The organism is Paenibacillus polysaccharolyticus, assembly GCF_900102085.1.
Lineage (GTDB): Bacteria > Bacillota > Bacilli > Paenibacillales > Paenibacillaceae > Paenibacillus > Paenibacillus polysaccharolyticus.
In genome coordinates, this window is the sequence record NZ_FMVM01000014.1 from 63,458 (window position 1) to 90,099 (window position 26,642).

The 26,642-nt window shown below is 48.0% G+C and carries 16 protein-coding genes; 7 read left to right on the forward strand and 9 right to left on the reverse strand.

Translation table 11 applies throughout. The features are described from left to right. Nucleotides 1-20: 20 nt before the first annotated feature. Both BLQ13_RS19425 and BLQ13_RS19430 read right to left on the reverse strand, forming a co-directional pair. A complete protein-coding gene (locus BLQ13_RS19425; protein ID WP_090923172.1) occupies nucleotides 21-5,177 on the reverse strand; it encodes a hypothetical protein in 5,157 nt (1,718 codons plus the stop codon). A 34-nt stretch (nucleotides 5,178-5,211) separates the two neighbouring features. After that, nucleotides 5,212-5,913, reverse strand: coding sequence for a S1 family peptidase (locus BLQ13_RS19430; protein ID WP_167375787.1), 702 nt, complete (start codon nucleotides 5,911-5,913; stop codon nucleotides 5,212-5,214). A 220-nt stretch (nucleotides 5,914-6,133) separates the two neighbouring features. On the opposite strand from BLQ13_RS19430, the gene BLQ13_RS19435 reads away from it, so the two are divergent. Continuing rightward, a complete protein-coding gene (locus BLQ13_RS19435; protein WP_167375788.1) occupies nucleotides 6,134-9,271 on the forward strand; it encodes an ATP-binding protein in 3,138 nt (1,045 codons plus the stop codon). After that, nucleotides 9,268-10,386 carry a response regulator gene (locus tag BLQ13_RS19440; protein WP_090923178.1) on the forward strand — a complete coding sequence of 373 codons (1,119 nt, stop codon included), beginning with the start codon at nucleotides 9,268-9,270 and terminating at the stop codon, nucleotides 10,384-10,386. Before BLQ13_RS19435 ends, BLQ13_RS19440 begins: the two co-directional genes overlap by 4 nt. Before the next feature lie 96 nt (nucleotides 10,387-10,482). On the opposite strand, the gene BLQ13_RS19445 is transcribed toward BLQ13_RS19440, so the two are convergent. After that, nucleotides 10,483-11,655, reverse strand: coding sequence for a DUF4317 domain-containing protein (locus tag BLQ13_RS19445; protein ID WP_090923180.1), 1,173 nt, complete (start codon nucleotides 11,653-11,655; stop codon nucleotides 10,483-10,485). A 204-nt stretch (nucleotides 11,656-11,859) separates the two neighbouring features. Here BLQ13_RS19445 and BLQ13_RS29195 point away from each other — a divergent pair, with 204 nt between their 5' ends. The 3 genes from BLQ13_RS29195 (at nucleotide 11,860) to BLQ13_RS19455 (ending at nucleotide 13,698) form a co-directional block, all read left to right on the forward strand. Continuing rightward, complete coding sequence (locus BLQ13_RS29195; protein WP_418792770.1) at nucleotides 11,860-11,940, forward strand: putative holin-like toxin; 81 nt, start codon at nucleotides 11,860-11,862, stop codon at nucleotides 11,938-11,940. A 384-nt stretch (nucleotides 11,941-12,324) separates the two neighbouring features. Next, a complete protein-coding gene (locus BLQ13_RS19450) occupies nucleotides 12,325-13,494 on the forward strand; it encodes a glycoside hydrolase family 27 protein (protein WP_208606808.1) in 1,170 nt (389 codons plus the stop codon). Further along, the gene (locus tag BLQ13_RS19455; protein WP_090923182.1) at nucleotides 13,495-13,698 is read left to right on the forward strand and encodes a hypothetical protein; all 204 of its coding nucleotides are present in this window, start codon (nucleotides 13,495-13,497) and stop codon (nucleotides 13,696-13,698) included. Here the strand turns inward: BLQ13_RS19455 and BLQ13_RS19460 are convergent. Beyond that, nucleotides 13,695-14,531: an AraC family transcriptional regulator gene (locus BLQ13_RS19460; protein WP_090923184.1), complete on the reverse strand. Its 837-nt coding sequence runs from the start codon at nucleotides 14,529-14,531 to the stop codon at nucleotides 13,695-13,697. The two genes, BLQ13_RS19455 and BLQ13_RS19460, sit on opposite strands and share 4 nt — an antisense overlap. 198 nt (nucleotides 14,532-14,729) lie before the next feature. Between BLQ13_RS19460 and BLQ13_RS19465 the strand changes: the two genes are divergently transcribed. Further along, nucleotides 14,730-16,265: a carboxylesterase/lipase family protein gene (locus BLQ13_RS19465; RefSeq protein ID WP_090923188.1), complete on the forward strand. Its 1,536-nt coding sequence runs from the start codon at nucleotides 14,730-14,732 to the stop codon at nucleotides 16,263-16,265. Nucleotides 16,266-16,471: 206 nt separating this feature from the next. Here BLQ13_RS19465 and BLQ13_RS19470 read toward each other — a convergent pair whose 3' ends face one another. Together BLQ13_RS19470 and BLQ13_RS19475 are read right to left on the reverse strand one after the other, a co-directional pair. Further along, complete coding sequence (locus BLQ13_RS19470) at nucleotides 16,472-18,289, reverse strand: ABC transporter ATP-binding protein (protein ID WP_090923190.1); 1,818 nt, start codon at nucleotides 18,287-18,289, stop codon at nucleotides 16,472-16,474. Further along, nucleotides 18,282-20,018, reverse strand: coding sequence for an ABC transporter ATP-binding protein (locus BLQ13_RS19475; protein WP_090923192.1), 1,737 nt, complete (start codon nucleotides 20,016-20,018; stop codon nucleotides 18,282-18,284). The genes BLQ13_RS19470 and BLQ13_RS19475 overlap by 8 nt, the downstream gene beginning before the upstream one ends. A gap of 130 nt (nucleotides 20,019-20,148) precedes the next feature. Here BLQ13_RS19475 and BLQ13_RS19480 point away from each other — a divergent pair, with 130 nt between their 5' ends. Beyond that, the gene (locus BLQ13_RS19480; RefSeq protein ID WP_090923194.1) at nucleotides 20,149-20,985 is read left to right on the forward strand and encodes a MerR family transcriptional regulator; all 837 of its coding nucleotides are present in this window, start codon (nucleotides 20,149-20,151) and stop codon (nucleotides 20,983-20,985) included. 125 nt (nucleotides 20,986-21,110) lie between these two features. Here the strand turns inward: BLQ13_RS19480 and BLQ13_RS19485 are convergent, their stop codons facing one another. The 3 genes from BLQ13_RS19485 to BLQ13_RS19495 form a co-directional block, all read right to left on the reverse strand. Continuing rightward, on the reverse strand, nucleotides 21,111-21,689 hold the full coding sequence (locus tag BLQ13_RS19485; protein ID WP_090923196.1) for a DUF4256 domain-containing protein: 579 nt from the start codon (nucleotides 21,687-21,689) through the stop codon (nucleotides 21,111-21,113). A 77-nt stretch (nucleotides 21,690-21,766) separates the two neighbouring features. After that, entirely contained in the window at nucleotides 21,767-25,147 is a 3,381-nt protein-coding gene (locus tag BLQ13_RS19490; RefSeq protein WP_090923198.1) for a HEAT repeat domain-containing protein, read from the reverse strand. Nucleotides 25,148-25,324: 177 nt separating this feature from the next. Beyond that, a complete protein-coding gene (locus BLQ13_RS19495; protein ID WP_244159390.1) occupies nucleotides 25,325-26,641 on the reverse strand; it encodes a sensor histidine kinase in 1,317 nt (438 codons plus the stop codon). Between the last annotated feature and the right edge of the window lies 1 nt (nucleotide 26,642).

The window sequence follows — 26,642 nt, forward strand, 5'->3', positions numbered from 1 at the left end:
GGTGAACCCCTTCCGTTTCTCTAATTGGCCCGGTTAACGAGCAGTGTGGAGTAGACGCGTTCGCGCTCTGAATTTTGAACTACGATGGTGTACCATCCCGCTTTGGGCAGTGTTACTTTGAAGTCTTTGCTGACCAGATCCTTGTATGTTACTTTGGTCGCGATGTACTTCAGCTGTCCTTCCCGCACCAGTCCCGGGAAATAATACACGTCGTAAGTGCCAAGTTCATTCTCCAGCTTGGTTCCGCCCACGGAGCCAACTGTGCGGAAGTTACTCACATTAAACGTAATAACTCCCGTATTTACGATCGCAGTTTCCGATTCAGTATCCGACAGTGGCAACCCGTTCGCTGTCACAAACATGCCGTCACTTGAACGAACAAATACCGTTTGCAGGGCGTAACTTACGTTACCGAGCTGATCCTTGGCGGTGTAACGCAGGGTGTGTTTTCCCGTAACCGTCAGGTTCAGCGGTTTGTCTACGTATTTCCCACCCTCCAGTACGTATTCTGCAGCCGTCACCTGAATGTTCTCTGCGGAAGATAGATTGTCACTCACGACCCAACCACCCAGATCCGCTGCCAGGTCAAAGCCTGGTTTATTTTGCAACAGCGTTGTGGAGGCTTTATTCAATCGAATCGTTGGCGCCGTATTATCCAGACCCTCGATCGTGAATTTAACCTCTCTCTTGTTACCAAGCAGATCTGAGAGCAAGATGGAATGTTCGCCATTGGTTGCGTACTCGGCGCTAAAACTTGTTACCGGTGTTGCTCCAGCATAGATAACATTGCCCTCAATTGCCGATGCTGGCATCGCCAGACCTACACGTACCTTACCTTTGGAATAAGCCTGATCCCCAATCTGCACAAGCTTGCTACCATCGATGACTTGTCCGTCGTTATCCACCCGAACCATCGTCACTTCATCTACAGCAGGGATAGAACCGACCAGTGTTGAGATCGCTTCAGATTCAATCTTCGCGCTGTTCCCGGCGGCATCCGCCAATGTGAAACGTGCTTTGCTGCCCGAAGTCATCACAATCGAGGATTGATTGGTGCCCGCACTGTTCGAAACTATCTGATAGTCCGGAACCTGTCCTGCCTTCGGCAATACCTGAGCTACGATCAGATTTGATGCAATCACATTGCTTGTTGTCGGGACTGCAAAATGAGTAAATTCCCCGCTCGCGTTATAACCGTCCCCTGCACTGTCCACCACAGCCGTACCGCTGCCATAACGGATTAGCGCTTTGAGATCTGGATGATTGTAATGTAGCGTAATATCCGCTTCTGGCGGTGTTGTATCAATATTGGTCACTGTAGCGGTTATACTTCCAGTGAAACCAACCGCATCTTCGTACTCAAATGTAAATTCGCCGTTTTCTTTGAAGTTTTTGTACGATGTCGGCAGATTGGTGATCCGAATCGGTTCACTGGATTTCAGACTCACTTTAACCGTTCCATTCGTCGCAGCAATGGTGGAATACTTCACATTCACCACTGGCGGCGTATCATCAAAGTTGGAAACGACGATAAATACGGTTGCCGTACTGCTGCCATCCTTGACGGTAAAAGAATAACTTCCGTTCCGGTAAATCTTGAAACGTTTGTTCGCCTCCAGCGTCTCCGGCATTTCCGGGTTACTGCCCGTTGGCTTCACGGTCTTGCCATCCACCAGATCAAATACGATGTCCTGGCCTTCGTTTTGCCCGCCATCCTGAACTTTCTCTCCGCCGCGAACAGGCATAATCTGCTCCAGGGAAGCAAGCGCATAAGCCGGTGCGTTCTGAATCTGGATTTCAGGTGTTACGATTTCACTGATGTTGTCATAGAATCCTTTGAATTTCACACGAACCTTGGATTTCAACTGTCCAGGATCTTCGGTGTCTACCGGAACACCCACATAGTTCGTATAAGGTAGCCAAGTACTCCAGTTGTCTCCTCCATTCGTGGAAACCGAGTAGAAATACCCTTCCTGTGCTGGCACATCTACGGTTAATTCCATAATCGCTGTATATCCGTCATCCCCCGGACCTTCGGTCCGAATCAAACGTGCGCTGCCCACAGGCGGCTCACTGCTCAAATAAAAGACGGAGAATACACCAGTGGTATGGAACGTTTTGCTGTTCCCCAGACTATCGCTAGCGTGTACATACAGGCGATAGTTTCCGCTGTCCTTTTTGTTATCTACCTGAAGGGTAATAAGGCGATCGGCAGGAGATGTGCTCCATCCTTTCCCATCCGGGTCCGGTTCCTTCTCTTCTTGTCCCTCAATTACCTTGATCCACTGGTAACGAATGTTCTTCGTAGCCACCCCGGCGAAGTCAACCAGTGTATCGGATACATCGATCTGCACGGATTGCTCCGGCATCGGATACAAGTAACCTTCAGAACCAAATTTTACATTCGGAGGCAAATGATCAAACTTGTATTCCTGATAATAGTAGTAATACCGTCCTGTATCCTGCTGTTTGATTCGTACATGGGCGTACCATGTGCCATTCAGCGTATGGTTGGCAGGGAAGCTGTACTTGTCGGCAGCTACATCGCCCAGTTTCGTTTCTTTCGGTGCGTTTTCAAAAGTTGTCCATTTGCTGTTGCCCGCAGGGCGCTCGGAGCTTTGTGTGTATTGGTATTCAATGGTGTCAATTGGAACACCCGCGACCGTAAAGTCCGGTCCATCATTGATCGCATACGTACCTGGGTAAGCTTTGAATTTGGTAGAAATGACGAGCACATCCACCGCCTTGGGTTCAGCCGTTGCCGAATGGCCCGCGACATCTTGTGCTTTGACATGCAGCTCATAACGACCGCCTTTGGTAATCGCCGGGTCTTTCAGGGTTGATATTTCAGCTTCGCCTGCCGCATTCAATGCGGCGTCCTGCCAGCCGGAATCAGCCACATTTTTGCCTACCGCCACAAACTGGTATTGAACCTTATCATTCTTAATAGAAGATGTCGGGTCGACCGCCTTCACGGTGATCTTCACATTGTCCGAATGGTTGTCTACCACATTGCTGATCTCGACATTCGGATCATCGTTGTCGATCTTGAGAAGACCTACATGATAAGACCAGTTGGAATCATCCTGCATGTAATCAGACAGCGGCCATTGCGCAACATTGCCGTAATCCGAAAGGTTTGGCAGTATATTTGAGCGATAATATTCCTCCAGCTCCGAAGGTGTTGCATCGGGATGCTGGGCAAGATAGGCTGCACGTTCTGTGCTCCCTTTGTCATATTGCATCCGCTGACGGGCCGAATCCCAAGTCATGTCCGCCGTCCATGTATGCAAGTACCAGTTCCCGTTCAGGGGTGTGCCGTTATTTGGTAGCTCCACTTTGGTACCGTTCTGGCCCGCTGACAGTGTTACGCCTTCATATCCTGAAGAGTACAGTTCGTCCGATGGCTGCTTCTGTGCGAGCGAGTATCGTTTCACGGCTGCAAAGTGATCATTTTTCCCTGCAAAAGGATCGGCCTGGCTCTGATTCAGCATGTAGTACACCAATCCAGAACCACTGCCTGGACGGAACAAACCTTTGCTCGGCTGACCGTTCAGATCCGGGTCAAACGCCTGAATGGTAAATGAACCATCCCCCACGTACTGACCTTCGGGAATAACTTCTCCATCCTGGTTTTCGTAAACAAAATTCACTTCAGGTGCCGTATTGTCCACAGACAGATCCGCCCAAGCGATCTTCTTGACCGGTTCAACGAGCACGTTACCAGCGTAATCGGTTAGTGCCTTCCCGTCTCCAGGATTGCTGGCATGCTCCAGTGCAGCGGTCTCCAGCAGCGATGTTTCAATACTTTTTCCATCTGGCACAGTCATGCGGAATGTCCATGTATTGGTGTTCTGACCACTGACATAGGCTGCTGTCAATCCGTTAGCAAACTTGAGTCTGGTATCCTCGGTCGGTTTAAATGCACTGATGACCTGCTCGTTGAGATACACCGTAAAATCAACGACATCGCCCTTGTTCAGAACTAGTCCTGTCAGTATCTCTGGCTGCACGCCATTGCGGGATGCAGAGTACTGGGGTACACGTGCGTCGATAATGGTACGGAATGTACCGCCGGGCTGTGCGTTGTCCGCAAAGGGAATCGTCCCGATTCCGTTAAAGGATGCAACCGGATTGCCCGCCCCATCGACGAAACCAGCCGCATTCATTCGTTCCAGAAAGGTTGGGCGATCTGCCTCCGATGGTGCACTGAGACGTTTCGGGTCAATTGGAATATTACCCGTACTATCGTTCAGCGCAGCCTGATAACGGAAATTAAAAGTAGAACGTGCATCGGTGTTCTTATCCAGCCAGCCACCCGCAAAATTGCCGTACTTACCGTCTGCACTTGTCAGATAGTAAGTAGAAGGTTCAAATCCGTCTCCACCCGGATTGCTGAACAGTTCGGTTCGCATGAAGCTGAATTTGCCATCAACTCGTTCCGAAGCATTCTCTGCGTCCCAAGGGAATACAGGCTCACTAAAATTCAGCGCCAGATTCATGAAACTTCCCTGCTTCAGGAACAATTCATTCTTCTGCACAGCCGGATCGGCATTGAACCGAACCGAACCGTTATGTGTGAATGTGTTGCCACTATATGTAGGCGGTGTGATGTCCGCGAAATAAAGCTCGATGTCGCTGGCACCTTCAATAAATGCAATACTAATTTCAATCGTATCGTTAGGGCCGAAGGCAACCCAGGGCGAATTTACTGAAACATGGTTTACACTGTTAAACTGTGATGCTCCATTGACTGTTATTGAGACCGCATTCGCTCCCAAAAAGGAATCAATAGCTCCAATTCTAAACAGCATTCTAGCCTGCCCTCCTTCAGCCAATCGTTTCAGCGTAGGATTGGAAGCTACCGATAATTTGAGATTAAAGACACCGAGACTAGCCATTCTTACATGATCTGCACTCAGCGCTTTCACAAGCCCCTTCTCATACGATGTTCCCGGCGCGCCCCCAGCAAAGATACCAAAGCTGTTCGCATCCGAATTTTTAATCTTGTTGTTCCAGGAGGACATATCTTTCTGATTTATGATTTTTCCGCCACCGTTTGGTATCCAAATATCCTGGTAGCCTGCTGCTGCGAAAACCGTGCCCATCTGTGGCCAACTAACCGATGTTAGCGTAAGCAGTACGGCTAGCAAGCAGATTCCTAACTTTTTGAACATGCAGAAATTCCCCTTTTCCCCGTTATGTATTCGATTACTCCAAAAGCTTGCGTATATCTTCTACCGTCACACAAATATGAATGCCATTCATGGTGCGAAATGAGCCGGAGATTAATCCGATGATACGTCCCTCTTCGTTGAGCAATGGGCCCCCTGACATGCCTGGTGATACTTGTGCTGAAGTCAGCAAGCGCATCACATCATTCACCTCAGCCGTTGGAGCATTAACGATGCCCTCTGTGATGATCTTGCCATCCTTGAGCGGATAACCAATCGCAAACGACCGCTCCCCATGTCTTGCGGAAGGTTTGTCATCAGACAAAGCAAGTACCGGACGTTTTGCAATATCTTTTACAGACAGTAGCGCCACATCGGTATCTTCGTCAGCACCAAGAACCAGAAGTTTCTGCACAGAGCCATCTTCGAACACCGCCTCATACGCAACCGCGTCCTTCACAACATGTGCTGCCGTGAGCGCCTTCCCGTTTCCAATCAGGAAACCACTGCCTACGGTTTTTAGTGTACCGTCCTTTCGATACGCTTTCAGATAGAAAACCGCTTGGGCCGCCGATGAATAGACCTTTTCGGCTCCTGAAACTGTCTTGGCTTGTCCGCTACCTTCCGCATGAGCAATCGAAGGTTCTCTATACCCGCTCACACTCACAACCATAAGCAGCAAGACAGTTACAACGACCATTAAGTTCCGCAAACAACATGTTGTGATTTTTTTCTCCATGCTCTCCACTCCATAAGTCCATAGTTGCGTAAAGATAGGTCTTTTGGTGCTTTTATTCAGTTCTTTCGACATATCACGCACCCGAATTATACAGGATTACAATAAACAAAAAATAAACAAAGAATATTGTCGAAATTCAATTGCACCCCCTGGGGATATCCGCTACAATGCCGATAGAATACTAGAGATGATTGGTAATCTCCCAAAGGAGCAGCAAAACGTGTTCATACGAATTTCAGGTGTTGTTCTCACATTGATACTTGCTGTTACGCTACTGGTTCTATCCACGGCTAGAGAACCGCAAGCCGCCGCGCTCCATGCACGTCAGGGCATTCTGGATCTATCCACCTGGAACCCGAAGCTTGAGAATCGCATCAGGCTGGACGGTGAATGGGAATTTTATTGGAAGAAGCTACTGCCGGCTTCAGCTCATATCGCGGATCAAAAACAACAAGGATCACCGGCGTCTCCTGATGCTTATGCAGAGGTTCCTGGTACTTGGGGACCCGTTCAGATAGGGGATCAACGATTACCGTCCTACGGTTTTGCTACATACCGGCTTGTCCTAAAAAATACACCCGTTGAAGGCACTCTTGCCATCAAGAAAAGCAACATTCGCTTTGCCAGCGAAATTTACGTCAATGGCACCAAACTGATGGAAGACGGACAAGCCGTGGAAAAAAATGCAGGATACCAGGCAGGCAATTCACCACAAATCGCATTTTTCCCGTATCATGGCGGTGATATTGAAATACTGGTTCGAGTCGCCAACTATGACTATCCGAATGCAGGCATCTCGGGCCCGCTTTTTTTTGGAGAACAGGCTGCCATGCTAAAAAGCCATCAGAACCGCACGGCCATTGAACTGGCAACTATGGCTGTACTGGCTACCATATCCATCATTTTTCTCATCAGTTATTTGGGATCTGCGCTATATCGAAACCGGGATGACTCTCTGCTACTGCTCGGCCTGGTATGCCTACTGTACGCCCTCTACAATGGCATGATCAGTGAACGAGTATTGGCAGCAGCAAGCACAGATCTTTCATTTAGTACGTTATATAAATTAAAAGATTTTTGCTCCGTTGCCTGTCTCGGCTTGTTGATCTTTTATTTCTACCGTTTCAGGACAGGCATGTTCTCGGGGGTAGTTACCTCTGTAACCCTATTTATTTTTGGCGCATATGTCAGTTTGCTCGTACTCTTTCCTATCTCCGTCTACGTGTTAACCGCACCTTATGTTATCGGACTATACACGTTGATTCTGCTATGGCTTCTGGTGCAATGTGCTTTGCGGTTTGTGCTCAGCGAGAAGGGAGAACGGTTATCAAGCTTTCTATGGTACGCAGCCATGCTCTGTATCACGCTGTACTGTCTGGACATCAACCTGTTCTCGATCTCACTCAAAGAAAACGTTAATATCGGGCAGGTATGTATCGTATTGTTCAGTATCCTGATGTTGTTTCTAGCCGTCTTGCGGCTCTTCGAAGCCTACCTTACGGTTCGCTCTCTGAAGGATCAGCTTCTCCTGCTCGATCAGGTTAAGGATGATTTTCTATCCAACACGTCACATGAGCTCAAAACACCGCTCAATGCCATCGTTAATATTAGTGAAAGTCTGCTCAAGGGTTCGGAAGGCCCGCTCACCGATGAACAAGCACATAATCTGGCGATTGTGACGGGCAGTGGAAGACGTTTGACGTACCTAGTGGATGAGCTGCTGGACTATTCCAAAATGAAGCATGGGGACATCTCACTGCATCGTTCAGCTACAGACCTGTCCTCGTATGTCGAATCTGTGTTGCGCATGCACTCCTTCCTGCTGGGTACCAAAAAGGTGGAACTGATCAACGACATCCCAGCCTATTTCCCGGCAATTTATGCAGACGGGAATCGTCTTGTTCAGATTCTGCACAACCTGATCGGTAATGCCATCAAATTCACGGAACAGGGTTCTGTCCGGATAAGCGCTACACTCGTCCAGGGAAAAGCAACACTGCGCATTACCGATACCGGACGCGGCATCAGCCCCCACAAGTTGGAACATATCTTCCTGCCTTTCGAACAGGAAGCAGACGCGGGGCCAATGGCTGCCGGAGGCACGGGTCTTGGTCTAAGCATCACACGCAAACTTGTTGAGATGCACGGAGGAACCATTCACGCCGAATCAACGCTGGGTCAAGGCGCCACATTTATTTTGACGTTCCCACTGGCTGAAGGTAAAAAAGAGAAACGTGCCAACGTGACGCCTTTCAGCATGGCGCCTACGGTTTCGGGAAATCGAGCACTGAGATATGAAGAACCTGTCATTATGCAAGGGGTACGGAATGAGTGGATTCTCGTGGTTGACGATGATGCAGCCAATCTGCAAACGATCGTGAGTATGCTGAAGCTGGAAGGGTACAGTTATGCCGTTACATCCCGTTCCCAATCGGTAATGATGCTGCTGGACAAACTTCCTGCCGTGCATCTGGTGATTGCCGATATCATGATGCCAGGCATATCAGGTTATGAATTGCTTGATCGGATTCGGGAGCGCTTCTCCCCTTCCGAACTCCCTGTGCTCATGCTAACCGCAGGCAATAAAGCTCATCAATTAAAGCTTGCGCTGGAGAAAGGTGCCAACGATTTTGTATCCAAGCCTTTTGAGTCGGAGGAATTGCTTGCACGGATCGGTGGTCTAACCCGGATGAAAACATCTGTTCAGGCTGCACGCAATGCCGAAATTTCCTTTTTGCGGTCCCAGATTAACCCGCATTTTCTGTATAACGCCTTGAATGCCATTGCCGAATTATGTGTGGATGCGCCAGATGAGGCAGAACGATTGATTTTACAATTATCCAGTTATTTGCGGGGCAGTGTTCACTTCAAACATCTGGATTCCAAAACCAGCCTGGAGAACGAACTGGGTATGATCGAGGCCTATGTAGCCATTGAACAGGCACGCTTCGGATCAAGACTCGAAGTCATTATTGATGTAGATGCTGATGTGGATCGAACTATGCAGATTCCGCCGCTGATTCTGCAGCCCTTGATCGAAAATGCTATTCGGCACGGTCTAATGTCCCGTGTTGGCGGCGGCCGTGTGATGCTATCTATTCGCAATCTCAGCGAAACGGAAACCAGATTTACCATTGAAGACAACGGCATAGGTATGACGAAACAGAAAATGAAAGAGCTCCGCCAGGTCGCCGATGGTAGCACAGGTGTCGGTTTATGGAATATATCCAGCAGACTCAAACTGCTGTATAACAGGGATTTTCGGATGGAAAGTCATGATGGTGAAGGAACCCGTATTACGCTCGATCTTCCCATTCAACACCAGAGTATGAAGGGTAACGGGGGGTACATTACATGATAAAAGTAATCATCGTAGACGATGAGGATCTATCGCTCAAACGACTAAAACGGATTTTGACTGAAAGTGGAACCATTGAGGTATGCGAAGTATTCCATGATCCCGAGAAAGCTTGCGAATATGCAGCAAATCACAGTTTTGATGCTGCTTTCCTGGATATTACCATGCCACGAATCTCAGGGATGCAACTGATCGGCGAATTGCGCAAGCATCACCCCTCCCTGCCGATCGTGCTGGTGACAGGATATGAGGAATATGCCGTACAGGCTTTTGAAAAAGAAGTCATCGACTATATCATCAAACCTGTGACAGCCGAGCGTGTAAGTCGTACGATTCAGCGCTTGCAGCAACTTCTCCGGGACACAGCTATCTCATCGGAGCCGGTATCCCCATCCCCACGTCTGACTGTGCGGATGTTTGGCGAATTCACCGTGCTTGATGGAGCGAATGTGGACATCCCTGTGAAGCTACGAACGCCGAAAACAGAGGAGTTACTCGCATTTCTTTTATGTGCGAAATCGACTAGCCGTGATGTACTGGCTGATACGTTATGGAAGGATCTCAGTCCGCAGAAAGCCTGGACTAATATCAACTCAACACTTTACTACGTCCGGCGTGCGGTTGGAGATAACAGCGATGTTCCCCTTATCCAGAAGGATCGCAACGGGATTCGGATTGACCGGGATTCCATCGATTGTGATCTGTATGAGTTTGAAGCGTTATTTCGCCAGATCCGTCAAACTTCAACCTATTCACCTGAGATGTTCGAAAGAATAGACACCTTGTATCGTGGTGAGCTTTTGAAAGGACGGCATTATGAATGGGCACTTGCATGGTCAAGACAGCTCGAGAGGGACTTCATCACAATGATGGAAACGGCTGCTCAATATCATATCCAGCAAAAGCAACCCCTGCGTACACTGCATTATTTGGATCGAATTCTGCAGATCGATTCGATTCGGGAGGATATTCACCGTGAAAAAATCGTGATCTATCTTTCGCTGGGTCGGCGGACTGAAGCCCAGTGGCAATACCAATTACTCGAGGAATCGCTTCACGAGGAGCTTGGCTCCCGCCCAGCAGCCGATATTCAGCTGTTGTTACGTCAGTCTTAGCTGAGACAGAGACAAACAGACCTTAAGACAACAAAGCCCAAGCCTGGCGGAATGACCGCAAGCTTGGGCTTTTTGAATGTTTAAGCTGAAGTTTATTTACAGATTCTCCGTAGCCAGCGTGAATCCCTCAATCACCGCATCTTCATCCACTTCAATCATAATACAGCGTCTTCCCTGATAGTTGACTTGTCTCACATATTTGAGGTCCTGCGGACTGATCGAGATGGTCGCCACCTTGGTATCAATCTTGATTGATTTGGAAGTGTACTTCGGCATCACGCTGTTCGCCTTCAGTTCATAGTTTTTGTTGTCGACGATTGTTTCGAATGCACGTTCCACCTTCTCGGTGGTCAGTTCTTCTACGCCGCTGGCTGTAAGCAGACGTTCCACGTCTTTGTAATCCAACTTCGGTGGCTCTTCCTCATGGGATTCCTCGTTCACTTCAATAACCCGGTTGATCTCTTCATATACATGAGCCAGGGTTGTGGCATCCATCTGCTCACCCGTGATCTCTTTGACGATATCCTCGAATATTGCGCGCTCCTCCAAGGCCGTCACCGAACGTTCCCCATTCAGCACATTTTCAACAAAATGAGGGTCCGGGAAATTGGATTTGCCCGTGCAGTACAGCACACGATTTACGTCGGAATAGTTGTCCGTAACGCTTGGATATAGGAAACCCTGTTCCGGCGTGCTTAATTTGATGATCGGATCAACGATGATGTTGTACTTGAATTCCCGCTCTACATAATCGAAGAGCAGCGTCTTCCGCTGTTTCTCCGTGGAATTCACACTACACAGGATGAAGGGGTGAGCAAAGACCTCATTTTTCTCGCTTTCCTCCGTTGCCTCATTTCTCGCCTTCGTTGGCAGATAATACTGCCCTTTAATAAACGTAACCACCATATCCCGTTCATACTTGGCATCAGCCATCATACGATCGACAAGCAACAGCATCAGATCCTGCCACTCATCCGGGTCACCTGTGACGAGTGCCTGGTGAAGCATCACCTGTGCTGGCTCCTCCGCTTCTTCTTGGAACTTCAGTTCGAACAGTTTCTGATCCAGTTCACCTGTCAGCAATTTTTTGAAATTACCCATGTATAACTCTTGCTTCTCCCGATCCACCAGTTCAAACGGATGGCGTTCCCAGTGATAAACTTCATTGGTTTCTTTCGTAATATAGACATTCAGGATGTCGTAAATGTTCAGCAGGTCATGATCCAGCTTGAATTGTTTGCGAATGTGCGCGACTTCTTTTTTATTCATGATTCGTTAGACAACTCCTCAAGTAAATTGGCTTTACAAGTATAAACGATAAAAAAAAGCTTCGCCAGAAGGAGGTTTAATGTTAGTGGTTTTGTACAGGACATAGCCCTGTAAAACAGCAAAAAACACGCCATTTCAGGCGCATGGCAATGGAAAGGGCTATATGGTCGGTCGGCTAATCTCCCGGAAGGGAGGTGATGCCTTGTGACAGTATTTGAATTCTTGATGCTGATGCTTACCTTTGGTTTGCTGATTACAGCAATACTGTCCAATAAAGACAAGTAGACCGCCCCTGAGCTAAGGATGCGGTTTACCAATGATTCGTACCTCTGCTTAAAAGCCCACCGCCCTAAAAAGCGGCTATTGCATGGAGAGTCGTGTTCGCGCACGGCTCCTTCTGCATTATAAGCTCTTTATGTCCTTATTATAACATGGTGATTTGATGTTTTAATTAGTACAACACAATTATTCCCAGATTACTCCTTTTAACCTAAACAACATTTGTCCATGTCCAAGCAACGTCAGACTATGGTTGAAATGCCCTTAATCCGTTAAGTTCAGATAGTTATACATGATAATTAATCCCCCTATTTGTAACATGGAGAAGATGGCATTAGGTTGTTTTCAAAAAATTTAGGAATCAGGACAAGGAAGGAAGCGAGTCAGATCATGAGTATTAACACCAATGCAATGATGGGATTTGCCCCTGCGCTGGGCTGGAATTCATGGAATACGTTTACGTGGGACATCAATGAGCAATTGATTCGGGATGTTGCCGATGTGTTTGTAACGGAAGGATATCGTGACGCCGGGTACGAGTACATTGTCATTGACGATTGCTGGAGCTTGAAGGAGCGAGATGCGGACGGCAATCTGGTCGTAGACCCTGCCAAATTCCCGAGTGGAATGAAGGCGCTTGCAGATTATATTCACGACAAAGGTTTGAAGTTTGGCATGTACTCCTGTGTCGGAACACATACTTGTGCCGGGTATCCAGGCAGCTTCGAGCATGAATTTCAGGATGCGGCATTATTCGCCGAGTGGGGCGTGGATTATTTAAAATATGACTACTGCTTCAAGCCGCGCCATATCTCTGGCGAATTGTTATACAAACGCATGAGTCTTGCGCTCAAAAACTGCGGTCGCAATATTCTTTTCTCCGCTTGCAACTGGGGAGAGGACAATGTCTATGAATGGATTCGTGAATCAGGGGCGCATATGTACCGCTCCACCGGAGATATTCGCGACAATTGGAACTCGGTCAAAGAACTGGCCCTTTCACAGCTCGGAAAACAAAGCTATACCGGCTCCTTCTGCCACAATGACATGGATATGCTCATCGTGGGCATGTACGGCGGAAGCAACAATGACTTTATCGGCAGCATTGGCGGCTGCAACGATATTGAATACAAAACCCATTTCTCCCTCTGGTCGATGATGGGTTCACCGCTTATGATTGGATGTGATGTACGCAAGGCCAATCAGGTCACCAAGGACATTTTGCTGAACCCCGATCTGCTTGCCATTAATCAGGACGCAGAGGCACGCGGAGCTTACCGCATCAAACCTGAGCCGCAATGGTTCCATACCGATGATGTATTCATGCTCGTGAAGGTGCTTACGGATGGTGATCTGGCGATTGGTTTCTTCAATCTGAGCGACAGCCAGCGCGAACTATCCCTGCAATTTTGGGATATGGGACTGCCTTACGCATCAGGCTACTCCCTGTCTCTCTATGACTGCTGGGAGCACAAGGAACTCGGTGTATTCCGCGAGCGTTATGCTCCCGTCGTAGCGGCCCATGATTGTCTTGTCGTGCGAGCCAAACTGGTGAAATAAATGGCACAAAGCCGGCTGTGCACCAACTGTCAGGTTCCGCTCACTTCCGACGATGTCGGCATCTATCTGAAATTAGTCTCATTAACAGCCCGGCAATTTGTCTGCATCGACTGTCTTGGGGTGAAGCTGAATTGCGGGCGGGAGCCGATTGAGAAGCTCATTCGTTACTTTCGTGAGTCCGGGAACTGTGCACTTTTTCGCTAAACGTCACCTGTAAATGTATTACTAGTTATTTTTTTCTGGTGCAGCATCATATAAGCAGATGGCGTGTATGATGTTGCCTTTTTGAATACCCTAGAAAAATAAAGCGGATCATTATATCCTACCGAATATGCTATGGATTGAATGGACAATTGAGATGACTCAAGGAGCTCGCAGGCACGCCGGATACGACATGCCGTTATGTACGTTGACACCGATTCACCTGTAGCTTCCTTGAACTTGCGGAACAGGTAACTTCGCTCCAGATTTACAGCCTGTACAATCTCTGCTACCGTCAAGGATGATTGCCAGTAGTTTTGCTCGATATAAGTTTTCGCCATCCATACCTCATCTCTGGTTTCTGTCTGCTTCTCGCTCGGAAAAAATTCAATGTAATAGGACAGTAACAGCTGCAAACGTGCATCCGCTCTTAATACTTCACTTGGTGATGCACCTGCATTCCAGGCCAAATGAAACCACATCTCCATCGTTTCCGGTGCGGCTGGCAGTACAGGGTGCTTAACCGATAGTTGTGTCAAATCTACGATCCGCCCTGCGTCTCGTCCGTCGAACTCAATCCATACGTACTCCCACGGGTCCGCCGGGTCGGGGTAGTAATAGATTTCTTTTTGCGGAAAAATAATAAAGCTCTCTCCGGCACCCAGCCGATAATGCTGGCCTCCGGTTTCCAGTGTACCCTGCCCTCGAATGATGTAGTGTAGCGCATAGACGTCACGTACACCTGGTCCCCACTGATGAAGGTTTACAGGTTTGTGTCCGCCGCTGATAAAAAAAATCTGGTTCGCCCTGCCCCCGTCTCGCCATAATGTGTCCACGTCAGCAACTCCTTTCGTGATCCCAGTCATTATATATCATTATGAGGGGTTATTGGTTTAATTTCGATGCTGGAAACAACGCTTCAAGTTGCTTATGATAGAAACAGAGGGCATATTGCCCAGCAGATTTGTAAGCGCAACCAAACATCTTGGATCGACATACATGAACGATGTTCAATTCAGAGAGGAGAATGTTGTGTGCTTAGAACTGTTACGGTCGAAAATGGTCAAGTTCAGGGACTGCCTGCCGCAGATCCACGTATTACAAGCTTTAAAGGTATTCCGTTCGCCGCGCCCCCTGTAGGCCGGAATCGCTGGCGTGCGCCACAGCCTGCTTCCGATTGGGATGGTGTGCTGCAAGCCTTTGATTTTGCACCGACCTCCATGCAGGCACCAACCGTCATTGATGATAATAACATCTATACGCGAGAATGGGCGGTTGATCCTGATCTGCCGATGAATGAGGACTGTCTGTATCTAAATGTGTGGACACCTGCCAAACGAACCGATGAGAAACTACCGGTCTTTGTCTGGTACTTTGGTGGGGGGCTCCAAGTCGGTCACACGGCCGAGATGGAATTTGACGGTGAACGCATTGCGCGCAGAGGCATTGTGGTCGTGACCATCAATTACCGCTTGAATGCATTTGGTTTCCTGTGCCATCCAGAAATCAGTGCGGAGTCACCTCACGCACCGGCGAATTTTGGACATCTGGATCAGCAGGCAGGAACAGCCTGGGTGAAGCGTAATATTGCCGCGTTCGGCGGTGACCCGGATCAAATTACAATTGGGGGACAGTCTGCTGGCGGTGGCAGTGTTCTTAGTCAGATGACCTCTCCGCAAAATAAAGGCCTATTTCAGCGAGCTGTCATCATGAGCGGTATTGCAACAGAGTTATATCCAAACGTTCCTGTACCCGCTGTTCGCAGTACGCTGCGAGATGCCGAGCAGAAAGGCGTTGAATTTTTTCGTTTCCTTGGTGTATCTTCTCTGGATGAAGCCAGACAGCTGGATGCCGTCACACTACGGGATAAAATTCTGGAATATCGAAGCTTCTGGGGAACGGTCATTGATGATCAGTTCTGTATAGGTGATCCGTTCACTCGTTTCATGCAACATAAGCGTGAACTTGTTCCTGTCATGCTTGGGCATACGTCCTCCGAGTTCTGGACCCGGCCTGCGGTAAACAGTGTGGAGGAACTGAAACAGCTGGCTACAGAGCTATTTGGCGAGGATGCTCCTGTCTTTTTAGAGCGATGTGAAGCCGATACTGGCGATCTGGATCATGCCTTACAGCTGGCTTCTGTGCGCATGATTGAACATGCGATTCAGCTTGTAATCCGTTCTAATAGCGGTCATCCGTCGGAAACACCGCTCTATTATTATAATTTCGACGCAGACATTCCGGGCTGGGATCAACCAGGCACGTTCCATTCGGTCGATCTGTGGTTCTTTTTTGAAACACTCGCCAAATGCTGGCGTCCTTTCACGGGTAAACATTATGATCTGGCACGCCAGATGTGTAACTATCTCTCGAACTTCATTGCGACAGGTGATCCCAACGGCTTGGACTCCACCGGTAAACCACTTCCCTACTGGATTCCGAGCAGCACCGAGCAGCCGTATCGCATGGAATTTGGTGATCTGGCCCAGCTACAGCGTGCCGTACCGGAACCTGTGCTTGAATTGATCATTGAACAGTATTTTAAAAAGCAGACTGAACCTGTAGTTTGATGTAGTTGCTGTACACCACATCGTTCTTGAGCAAACTTCAGAATATCCGTCCTAAACGCATATCTGCTTCTTCCTTCAGCAAGTATCTGTCCGACAAAAAAGAGCCATGCAATATGCACGGCTCTTTTGGTCTTGTCTATCTTATATTTCGCTTTTTTCTATCTTACCATTTAGCTGTTTTACGAGCACTCTCTGGATCAGTCCCATTAATCCCACTCAAAAGCTCCAGTATACAATTGATAATACGTACCTTTCGCTGCTAACAGCTGTTCATGGTCGCCACGTTCCTTGATCTTACCATGCTCCAGCACCATAATGGCATCGGAATTCCGCACGGTAGACAAACGGTGGGCAATGACAAATACCGTTCTGCCCTGCATCAGATTATCCATCCCCTTCTGAACCAGCGCTTCGGTACGTGTATCGATAGATGAAGTGGCTTCATCCAGAATCATGACCGGCGGACTCGCAATCGCTGCTCTGGCAATCGCTAGCAACTGGCTCTGTCCCTGTGACAGTCCATTGCCGTTACCATCCAGCCGGGTCTCATACCCGTCAGGCAGACGTTCAATAAAACTCGCCGCATACGACAGCTTCGCCGCCTGAATGACCTCATCGTCACTGGCCTCCAGCCTTCCGTAGCGAATATTCTCAGCGACCGTACCCGAGAACAGATGGGTATCCTGCAGTACAATTCCCAAGGAACGCCGCAAATCTGCTTTGCGAATACGCTGAATGTTGATGCCATCATAGATGATCTCACCTTCAGTTATATCGTAGAAACGATTGAGCAGGTTGGCTACAGTAGTCTTGCCTGCACCCGTTGCACCCACGAACGCAAGCTTCTGTCCAGGCTTGGCATATAACGTAATATTCTGGAGCACTTGTTTCTTTCCGTCATACGTAAAACTGACATCCTTAAACTCCACTTTGCCTTTCAGAACAACGCTTGTTCCGTCCTCCAGTTTCCAGACCCATCCGGCCTGATCCTTGTTTTTCTCCAAGGTCACACGGCCTTCATCTGCTTCAAGCTGTTCATCCATCATGTTAAATATCCGCTGAGCCCCTGCAACAGCTACGACAAACATGCTGACCTGCGAGGAGATTTCGGCAATCGGCATTGTGAAATTACGGGATAAACTCAAAAAAGCTGCAATAATCCCCAGACTCAGACCGGCGTTCCAGCCCGATATGGACATAGCTCCGCCCGCAATAGCCACAAGCACGTAGATTAATGTCGACAGATTCTCATTGATTGGCATGAGAATATTCGAATATTTGTTAGCTGTCGCCGAGTCGTCAAACAATTTATCATTCAGATGAGCGAATTGTTCCATCGCTTTTTGCTCGCGACCAAACACTTGCACTACCTTTTGCCCATGAATGATCTCCTCGATATATCCATCCACAACCCCGATAGACTCCTGTTGCTGAAAAAAATGCTCGGTTGCCTTGGTACCGACGGTTTTGGTAACCCAAAGCATCGCGAGTGCACCTAGCACAACCACGATCGTTAAAGGCACATCAAGAAACAACATCGTACCGAGAACGACCACCACTGTCACGGCAGTGGACAACAGCTGGGGCAATCCATCCGTCAGCATCATGTTCAGCGTATCCACATCGTTCGTGTAATGACTCATAATATCTCCGTGGGCTTTACGGTCAAAATATTTAATCGGCAACTTCTGCATGTGATCGAATAAGCGGTCACGAATCCTCTTCATAATCTGCTGTGAGACGGTAATCATCAGCCGTTTCGAGACAAATGTACTGATGACTCCAGCAGCATAGATCACAGCCAGAATGATTAAAGCCTGTAACAAGGCATCAAATACTGGATTTTGATTTCCAAGTAGCGGCGTAATAAAGTCGTCGATCAGCAATCGCAGAAAGGCCGCTGAAGCAACAGAGACGGCAGAACTCACCAGCACCAGGATCAGCGCTAATGTCGTTCTGAATTTGTAATATTTAAAGTAGGTTAGCAGACGTTTTATCGTCCGGCCATATTGAATGTTATCCATCCAGTGCTTCACCGCCTTTCGTCTGTGTATAATAAGCCTCTTGATAAATTGTATTTCGACCCAGCAGTTCCTCATGGGTTCCGATATCTACCATCTTGCCTTCATCCAGCACGACAATCTGATCGGCATCTTCCACAGATGCAATACGCTGGGCAATGATAATTTTGGTTATATCCGGTATGCTTTCTTTGAAAATGTTGCGAATTAATGCGTCGGTCCGTGTATCTACCGCGCTGGTAGAGTCATCCAGAATCAGAATCTTCGGTTTTTTGAGCAAAGCTCTGGCAATACACAGTCTCTGCTTCTGACCTCCCGAAACGTTCGTACCGCCTTGTGCCAAATGAGTGTCATATCCATCCGGAAACGTGGAAATAAACTCATGTGCCTGCGCTGCTTTGCACGCTTCGATCAACTCTTCATCGGTAGCATGTTCATTGCCCCAACGCAGATTCTCCTTAATCGTGCCTTCAAACAGGACGTTTTTTTGCAATACCATCGCGACCTGGCTGCGAAGCAAACTTAGATCGTACTCCTTCACATTGACACCACTGACAAGCACTTCACCCTCACTGGCATCATATAGACGTGGAATCAACTGTACCAAGGTAGATTTTGCACTGCCCGCAGCTCCAATAATACCAATCGTCTGTCCCGAAGAAATTTGCAGATTGATGCCAGACAGGGCATAATTCTCGGCTTTGCCTGAGTAACGGAAGGACACATTGCGGAATTCGATCTCCCCGTTGTGTAGCTCTGTAACGGGTGACTCCGGACTGGTAATGTCCGGCTGTTCACTTAACAGGTCATTAATCCTTCCCGCCGAAGCCCGAGCAATGGCAACCATAATGACAACAATACCCAGCGTCATCAAACTCATCAGGATTTGCATGGAATACGCGAATACACTCGTAAGCTCCCCGGTAGTCATGTTACCGCCCACAACCAGTTTGGCTCCAATCCATGAGATCATCAGCATCACGGCATACATCACAACTTGCATCAGTGGAAGTTCATACGACAGAATGCGTTCTGCCTTAGCCATCTGTGCAAATATTCGCTGGGATACGACCTGAAACTTGGATACCTCACGCTCTTCTCGCACATAGGATTTCACAACCCGGATACCGCGTACGTTTTCCTGCACAACTTTATTGAGATCATCGTAACTGTCAAAGGCACGCTCAAATATCGGAAAAGAATACTTCATGATAATCATCATGCCAATTGCCAGCACGGGTATAACAATCACGAACCATGTCGCGATGGACGGGCTGATACGATACGTCATAATCGTTGCAAAAATCATCATGACCGGGCTGCGGAAGGCAATCCGGATAATCATCAGAAATGCATTTTGAACATGCGTAATATCCGTAGTCAGCCTGGTGACGATCCCTGAGGTCGAGAATTTATCCATATTGGAGTACGACAGCTGCTGCACATGACGGAACAGGTCGTAACGCAAGTTTTTGCCAAATCCCGACATTGCGATTGCAGAATGTTTACCCGCCAGCGCCCCAAAGACCAGAGACACCAGGGCAAACAACACCAGAATCAAGCCGTACTTGGTTACCTGATTCATCTGGCCCCCCGTGATCCCCTGATCGATCAATTCAGCCATAAACAGCGGGATAATGACTTCCATGGCCACTTCACCTAGCAAAAACAAGGGCGTCAGCCACGTATCCTTTTTATATTCGCGTACACTTTGCAGTAATTTCCTGACCATAAGCATTCTCCTCATCTAAAATAAACACCCTGATCTGCGATCTAAAGGTAGATCGGCGGTCAGAACAGCTGTATTATAAACTGTATAGTAACTATACAGTCAATCCATTATTTTCGACCTGGAGGTACTTATGCATTCCAATGAAATGTTGTCCATTAGCGCTTTTTCCAAGCTGTCCGAGGTTTCGCGCAAAACCCTCATTTACTACGACCGCATTGGTCTGTTCAAGCCTGCCTATGTGGCGGATAACGGTTATCGCTATTACAGCCATAGCCAGTTTGAAACAATCGGCGTTATTCATATTTTCAAAGAGCTTGGCATGTCCCTGGAGGAAATTCAGCAACATCTCGGTGAGCGTTCTCCAGAAACGACTCTTCAACTTTTGCGCAAACAGGAGGAGAATCTACAGTTGCAGATTGCCAAACTGACTCAGGCCAAGCAAATGATTATTCAACGTGCGGAAAATATAGAGCAATCCATGCACCTCGACACCAGCCAAATGCATGTCATCTGGCAACCTGAAACCCCCTTGCTGCTGAGCCGCCGTATCTACTCATCCAAAAAGGAGTTCCCTGAGGAACTTTGGGAGGATTTTCGAGTACGTTTGAACAAGGAACATGCCCCGCTCGGTTATCCCGGCGGCGTTATCATTCCTAAAGCGGATCTGCTACGCAAGGATGGAGATATGATCTCCCATATGTATAGCTATATGACAACAGAGCATCATGAACAGGCGTATATGCCGGAGGGATATTATCTTGTTTCTTATGCCAGAGCCGACTATGGAGATACCGAGAGGTTTTTTCCGCAAATCTTTGATCATATAGAGAAGAAACAGTATGTCATTAAGGGTGATGCTTACGAGGATTACATGCAGGATGAGATTGTGCTGCAACATGCGGAGGATTATCTGGTTCGGGTTATGGTGCATATTGAGGAGCCAAATGACAAAGGAGATATAGCTTAACTCACTTAACTTAACTAGGCTTAATTAAAACCAAAAAAGGAACAATTCGCAACCTGCCGAATTGTTCCTCTCTATCCCTGTTGGGACTGCCCATTTCATCTAACATAATCCAATCTATATTTCATTTACACCTTTAACAAACCACGGAAACCTCTTGCGGCGTAATAGGACTCTGCCCCGTTATGGTACATAAACACGGTATCGTAACGGCGGTCGCAAAAAATAGCTCCCCCCCGCTGTCTAATATGTTCAGGTGTCACCACCCAGCTGGATGTTTTCAGATCAAAGCTCCCCAGTTGCTGTAGTTCACGATAATGGGTCTCATCCAAAAGCTCAATGCCCATCTCGATGCACATTTGAACAGCGCTATGCTTAGGTTTGTTCTCTTTACGTGCATCCAGCGCAGCCTGATCATAACATACACTACGGCGACCCTTGGGACTCTCTGGTGAACAGTCTACAAAGATATATTCGCCTGTCTTACTGTCTAATTCCACAACATCCGGTTCGCCGCCCGTCTTCTCCATCTCGTGCAGTGACCATAGTTTGTCCGGGTTTGCTTCCAGTTTAGCCTCTACGTTAGCCCATTCCAGATCGGAATGACGACTCATATTCTTTTCAAAACGGGTCTTTAATGCCTTGAACAATTCATCACGTTGTTCCGGTGACAGATCTTTTTCATTTTCAATGGAGTTCATGGTCATCCTCATTCTCCCCCGGTTCATTAGCATATAGTGGTGCAGCGCACTTATTCTACTCGATTGTAGTGAAAACTATGATGTTATTCAAGTATTGTCCAACTGTCCAACGCCAGCAGACGAACCGCTTCTTGTTCATGCTGTCGGTAAGCTCTTAAGCGATTGCGGCAATCCTGATTCCATAGTAAATCCTCACCAGCGACCTTGAGCAAAGATAGTCCAATCCAGGAAGAAGCAATATCCGTCCGCGTTCTCAACACATCTACGATGTGGAGTAGCTGCTCCGGTTTCCAATATCCTTTCCCATCAAGCACCGTACGCTTAATCTGCCGATCGACCGATTCAAGTACATACGGATGCGCATTAACGATATCAATAACAGGGTGTAACCCTTCGACCGCCTGATCCGGCTGGCTCCAATCCATTGCAGCCAGGTGCAGACGAATCGCCGTGAGCTTCAGCGATTCATGATGCTGAAGAGTCCTGATAATGGATGCATATAATGGAGCAAGTCGCCTTCTCACCGATATAGAACCCGAGACAAGCTGATCAATTAACTCCAGCAAACGTTGACGATGCGGTAAATCCCGCTCTCTACCTGCGTTCCAGTCGTCCTGGGCCTCCACTTCAGCCAACTGCCGGATGACTTGTACGACCTTATCATTCACTTTCCCGTCCCTGCTAACCGTGACCAAGGCAAGAATCGCGGCTTTCCAGCGCGTACCATCCTGTAGATCGATTAGTGCTTTGCCAGCACATTGTGAAATGACCTCTGCACTTACATGTCCCCAACGTGACATCGCATGAAAGGCTTCCATCGATACAATCGGGTCATCATGCCCCGCAATTTCGGTAATCCACTGTAAATATCGCAGTCGCGTTTCCACCGGAAGGGCATCCGGTCGTTGATTCAGCAAACTGCGCGCAATGTCCCGATCCGAAGAGGACGCCATGATACTCATCATCGCCCAGCTTCGCTCGTCGTCCAGACATTGCCTGGCCGCATGACCAATGGCAATAATGACATCCTTGTGCCGCTTCGGCTTCTCAAATTCACGGATGAGTAAGGTCACACTTTCACTACTTTTATAAGTTCCCAGCAACCGAACCGCTTCTTTCCGCACCGTAATCTTGAGTTTTTCCCGGTCCAACAGGCTCGAAAGCATAGACGTGAGCAACACCGGGCTCACCCTGCGTGCGCACCTCGGAATGGAGTACATCGCTACTCGTGCACGATCTCCATCCAGATTATTTAACAACACAGGTAGGGCGTCTTCCGGTTCCTCCGTTAACGAAAAAGCATGCAGGGCAGCCTCCACGATATGTACTTCCGGATCAGTTAGTAGCTTCTCTAGCAATGGATTCGAACGATAATCCGGCATGCCCGCCAAACTCCGCATCGCATTTGCACGCTCATAGAAGTTTCGCTTGTTGTCTTGTGCCACGCGGTCAAGTAGCGAAGCCAGCACTTGTTGCTGACGAGGCAACCAGCGATAAAAGCCATGATAAGCTGGAACCAGATAGATGGTTTTCCCTGTTAAGTGCTTGCCTTTGAGGACTTTACCAGAGATAAACGGATCGAGCCACTCCTGACGCTTCCGGTGTAAATGCTCAAACACTTCATAAAATGAGATGAATGTCGGATCAAGGTCCAGCAGTTCCCTAACCCGTTTATCCCTGGTCTTGCAGGGAGCGAGCCAGTACCTGACGGCTTGAGCCGCTGACTTTTTACTCTTCACCAATTCCTCGAGCAGGTCGTGCAGTTTGGGCAGTCGATCAATCGCTTTGCCAAATGCACTAGCCATCTGTAGAACGACGTAGTCACTCTCCCGCTTGTTCGCTTCTACACCTATAGCATAGATCTCATCAAATAAGGTTTCGAGTGCGGCCTGCGGCAGACTGTTCCACTCTCTGGAAAATAACATAAACTGCCCATCACGCATCGCCATGCGCTTGATCGCTCTAAGCGCAAATTGGAACAAGGGACGCCCAGGTTCACTTGCATGCTCCAGCAGCATGTCAAAAGCCAATTGCTCGACTCCCGTTCTGGTTCCATACGAAGTATCTCTGGCCTCAATGACACTGTCCACCAGGATCGTCAGATGTGGCACATGCTCTTCCTTAAACAACGTGACCGGACATCTCGATAGTTCTGCCATTACCATAAAACGTACCGGGTCCTGATCGTTTTTCACTCTCGTCAGGAACCGTAACGTGTCCTCCATCCCACTACGGGACAGAGCCGTGCTTTGAATCAGCCGGGAATAAGCCATAGCACGCTCATCCGCGTTCGATACCTGAACAGCCTGCTCCAGCGTCTCTCTAACTTGTGCAATCAGACGACGTGTTGTCATTTCGAACGTTCTGCCCCAGTCTTCCCGGACTTCTCGCAGGGTAAGCATGCGAACCGCTTCTTTGTCGCGTAACTGATGCGGCAGTACATCGAGCAGGGCCATAGGGAACATTCGATTCGTTCGCTCCTGCACCGGGTAAGCTGCATCAAATAACGCTTCACGGCTTGAAGGCGCGAGCGTATCCAGCACCTTTGCCACTTGAAAAGGTGCTTCGGCAAGCATAGTCACCAGTCCAGTCCATTGTGCAGTGGTGAAGTATCTTCTCTTTTTCAACACACCCGCCGGAACTCCGTTATTCAGCAGATATGCCCTTGTCTCCTGCCTCGCGAGCAGTTCAAATACTTGCTCAGGGCCGGTCCGAATCAGGATACCCAGTTGATTCTTAATCACAGGATGAATCTGTTCTTTTGGACCATAAGACAATGCATATTCCAGGACTGCTGCTGGTCTCAATATACTCAGCTTCTCTACCGCCGTGCCCATCTCATACCACACACTGGACCTGTCGCTCTCCGATACTTGATTCAAGGCATTTTCTAAGTAAGCAGCGACCAGGTCCGAGTTCCGGGTTGTTATGGTTCGCCAATTATCAATTGCATATCCAAGCTGTGGCAATCGTGTGCGAACCGTTGCTTCACCACACATGGATAGCAGGAAAATAGCGTCATCTGCGCCCCAACGTTCCAATACGACCGGCAACAGCCGTTCTGCCCAGTCCTGTCTGGTATACTTCACAATGCTCCGCAACAGTTGCTGACGACAATGGTGCGACATCGAAACGATCTCGGTTTCAATGTCATAACCCGGATCAGTGACCACCTCTGCGAGCATCCGGGCTGCCCGGCCCCTGACCCCAGCCTTGGGATGATTTAACGCATGTATAACAGCTTGTGCATCCTTTACCGCGCCAGCTCCGGTTAACGCCAGATGTGCCTCGTACGCTGTCCCGCTGTCCAGTAGCTCAATCAGAAGCGTAGCGTAATCTTTTGCGCCCACAGCCAGATGATGCCGTCCCAGCCGCGCAATCTCTTTCATTCGGTTCGAATAACCAAGCGAGTCCAGTTCTTCTAAAATCCGAGTTTTACTCAGTGGAATATGATTGTTCTTCATGAAGCCTCTCCCCTCAATCACATTGTGGCCCTTACTTTCACTTCATTTTCATTTACACTTTTTCCCCTTTTGCTACTCTCTTATATAACTCTTCCCAACACTTGGAAGTTACATCGAATAAGCAAAAATGTATTATTTTTGCCTAGGGCGTGTCTTGAAACCATACGACTTCCGATCTCATTTACTGAGAATAACGGGCAGTTCGATCTGTAGGATAAATGTTTCCTCTTGCTCAGATATCTTCAATGTTCCGTTATGCTGTTCGATGATTTTCTGGCAACTGACGAGTCCGATCTCGTTACTGTCCTTCGTTTTGTCCACAGGTTTAATCCGGTTCCGAACGGTCATGATTAAAGTGTGTTGCTCGATAGATAAATCGATATCCACTGGATGAGAACGATCCGCATATTTCTTTATATTCGAGAAAATATTATCAAACACACGACGGATCGCTACAAGATTCAACTCGATCAAAAAGGCCTGTTCCCCGTATTTCTGCTTCAACTCAACATCGAAATTTTCCATTAAGGCCAGTTGCTCATCCAGAAGCTGATCAAGCAACTCCCGCCCATCATAGATTTCGGATTCCACATCCACTTCCTCTGATGCAGAAGAGACCGTGAAGTACTCAAACAGCTTATCTGATAGAATCTTGATCTGATACGCCTTCTCTCGGCTATTGTGAATATACTGGTGCAGATCCTCCTGTGTCTTGTATTTACCCAATTCAATGATGTCCATGTATCCAAGCAGAATCGTGAGCGGTGTGCGCAAATCATGAGAAATCGCCGTAATCAACTCTCGATTCGCACTTCTCACCCTCTCCTCGCTACCGAGCCGTTCCACAAAAGATTTTCGCATCTCGTCGATACTCCATGCCAGCGATGACAGCTCGTCTTTACCAGACACCGTAATCTTATAATCCAGATTGCCGCCTTCCAGTATTTTGATCTCCCGCTCAAGCTTGCCAATATAGGATATTTTCCGATTGATCATGAGCAAGAAAGCAACAATAAACGTAATCAAAGCTGCGAATACCGTCAAAATCAAAAGCAGATTATAGTATTGATATTCATAGAAACCAACCAGATAGATCTGCACTGTTTTATCTGTAAACTGCACGGTTGTAATCGGTGTACGGGAAGGCAAGAACTGAGTTAACAGTTCTTCATTAATCGCAGAATCCGCTTGTATGTTGGACGCATATATCAATTTATCCTGTTCAAACATAAACAGCTCCAGATACCGTTCCCCGCGAATCCATTCCGAGAGCCTCTGATGATCCTGTGTGGACAAGTGCTCACTGCTCACCATGGCCTGGAATCGTTCGAGCGCATCCTGTTGCCTGTTTTCGCTAAACGTTGATTTACTGAGATAACTCTCCAGCGCTGTCTCCCCAACCACCTGTAACACGATAAAGGTACCTACCGCAATAAACAGAGAGAGAATAATGGCAAGCACCAGCTTGATCTTCAATTTTTTCCCGATGAGCACT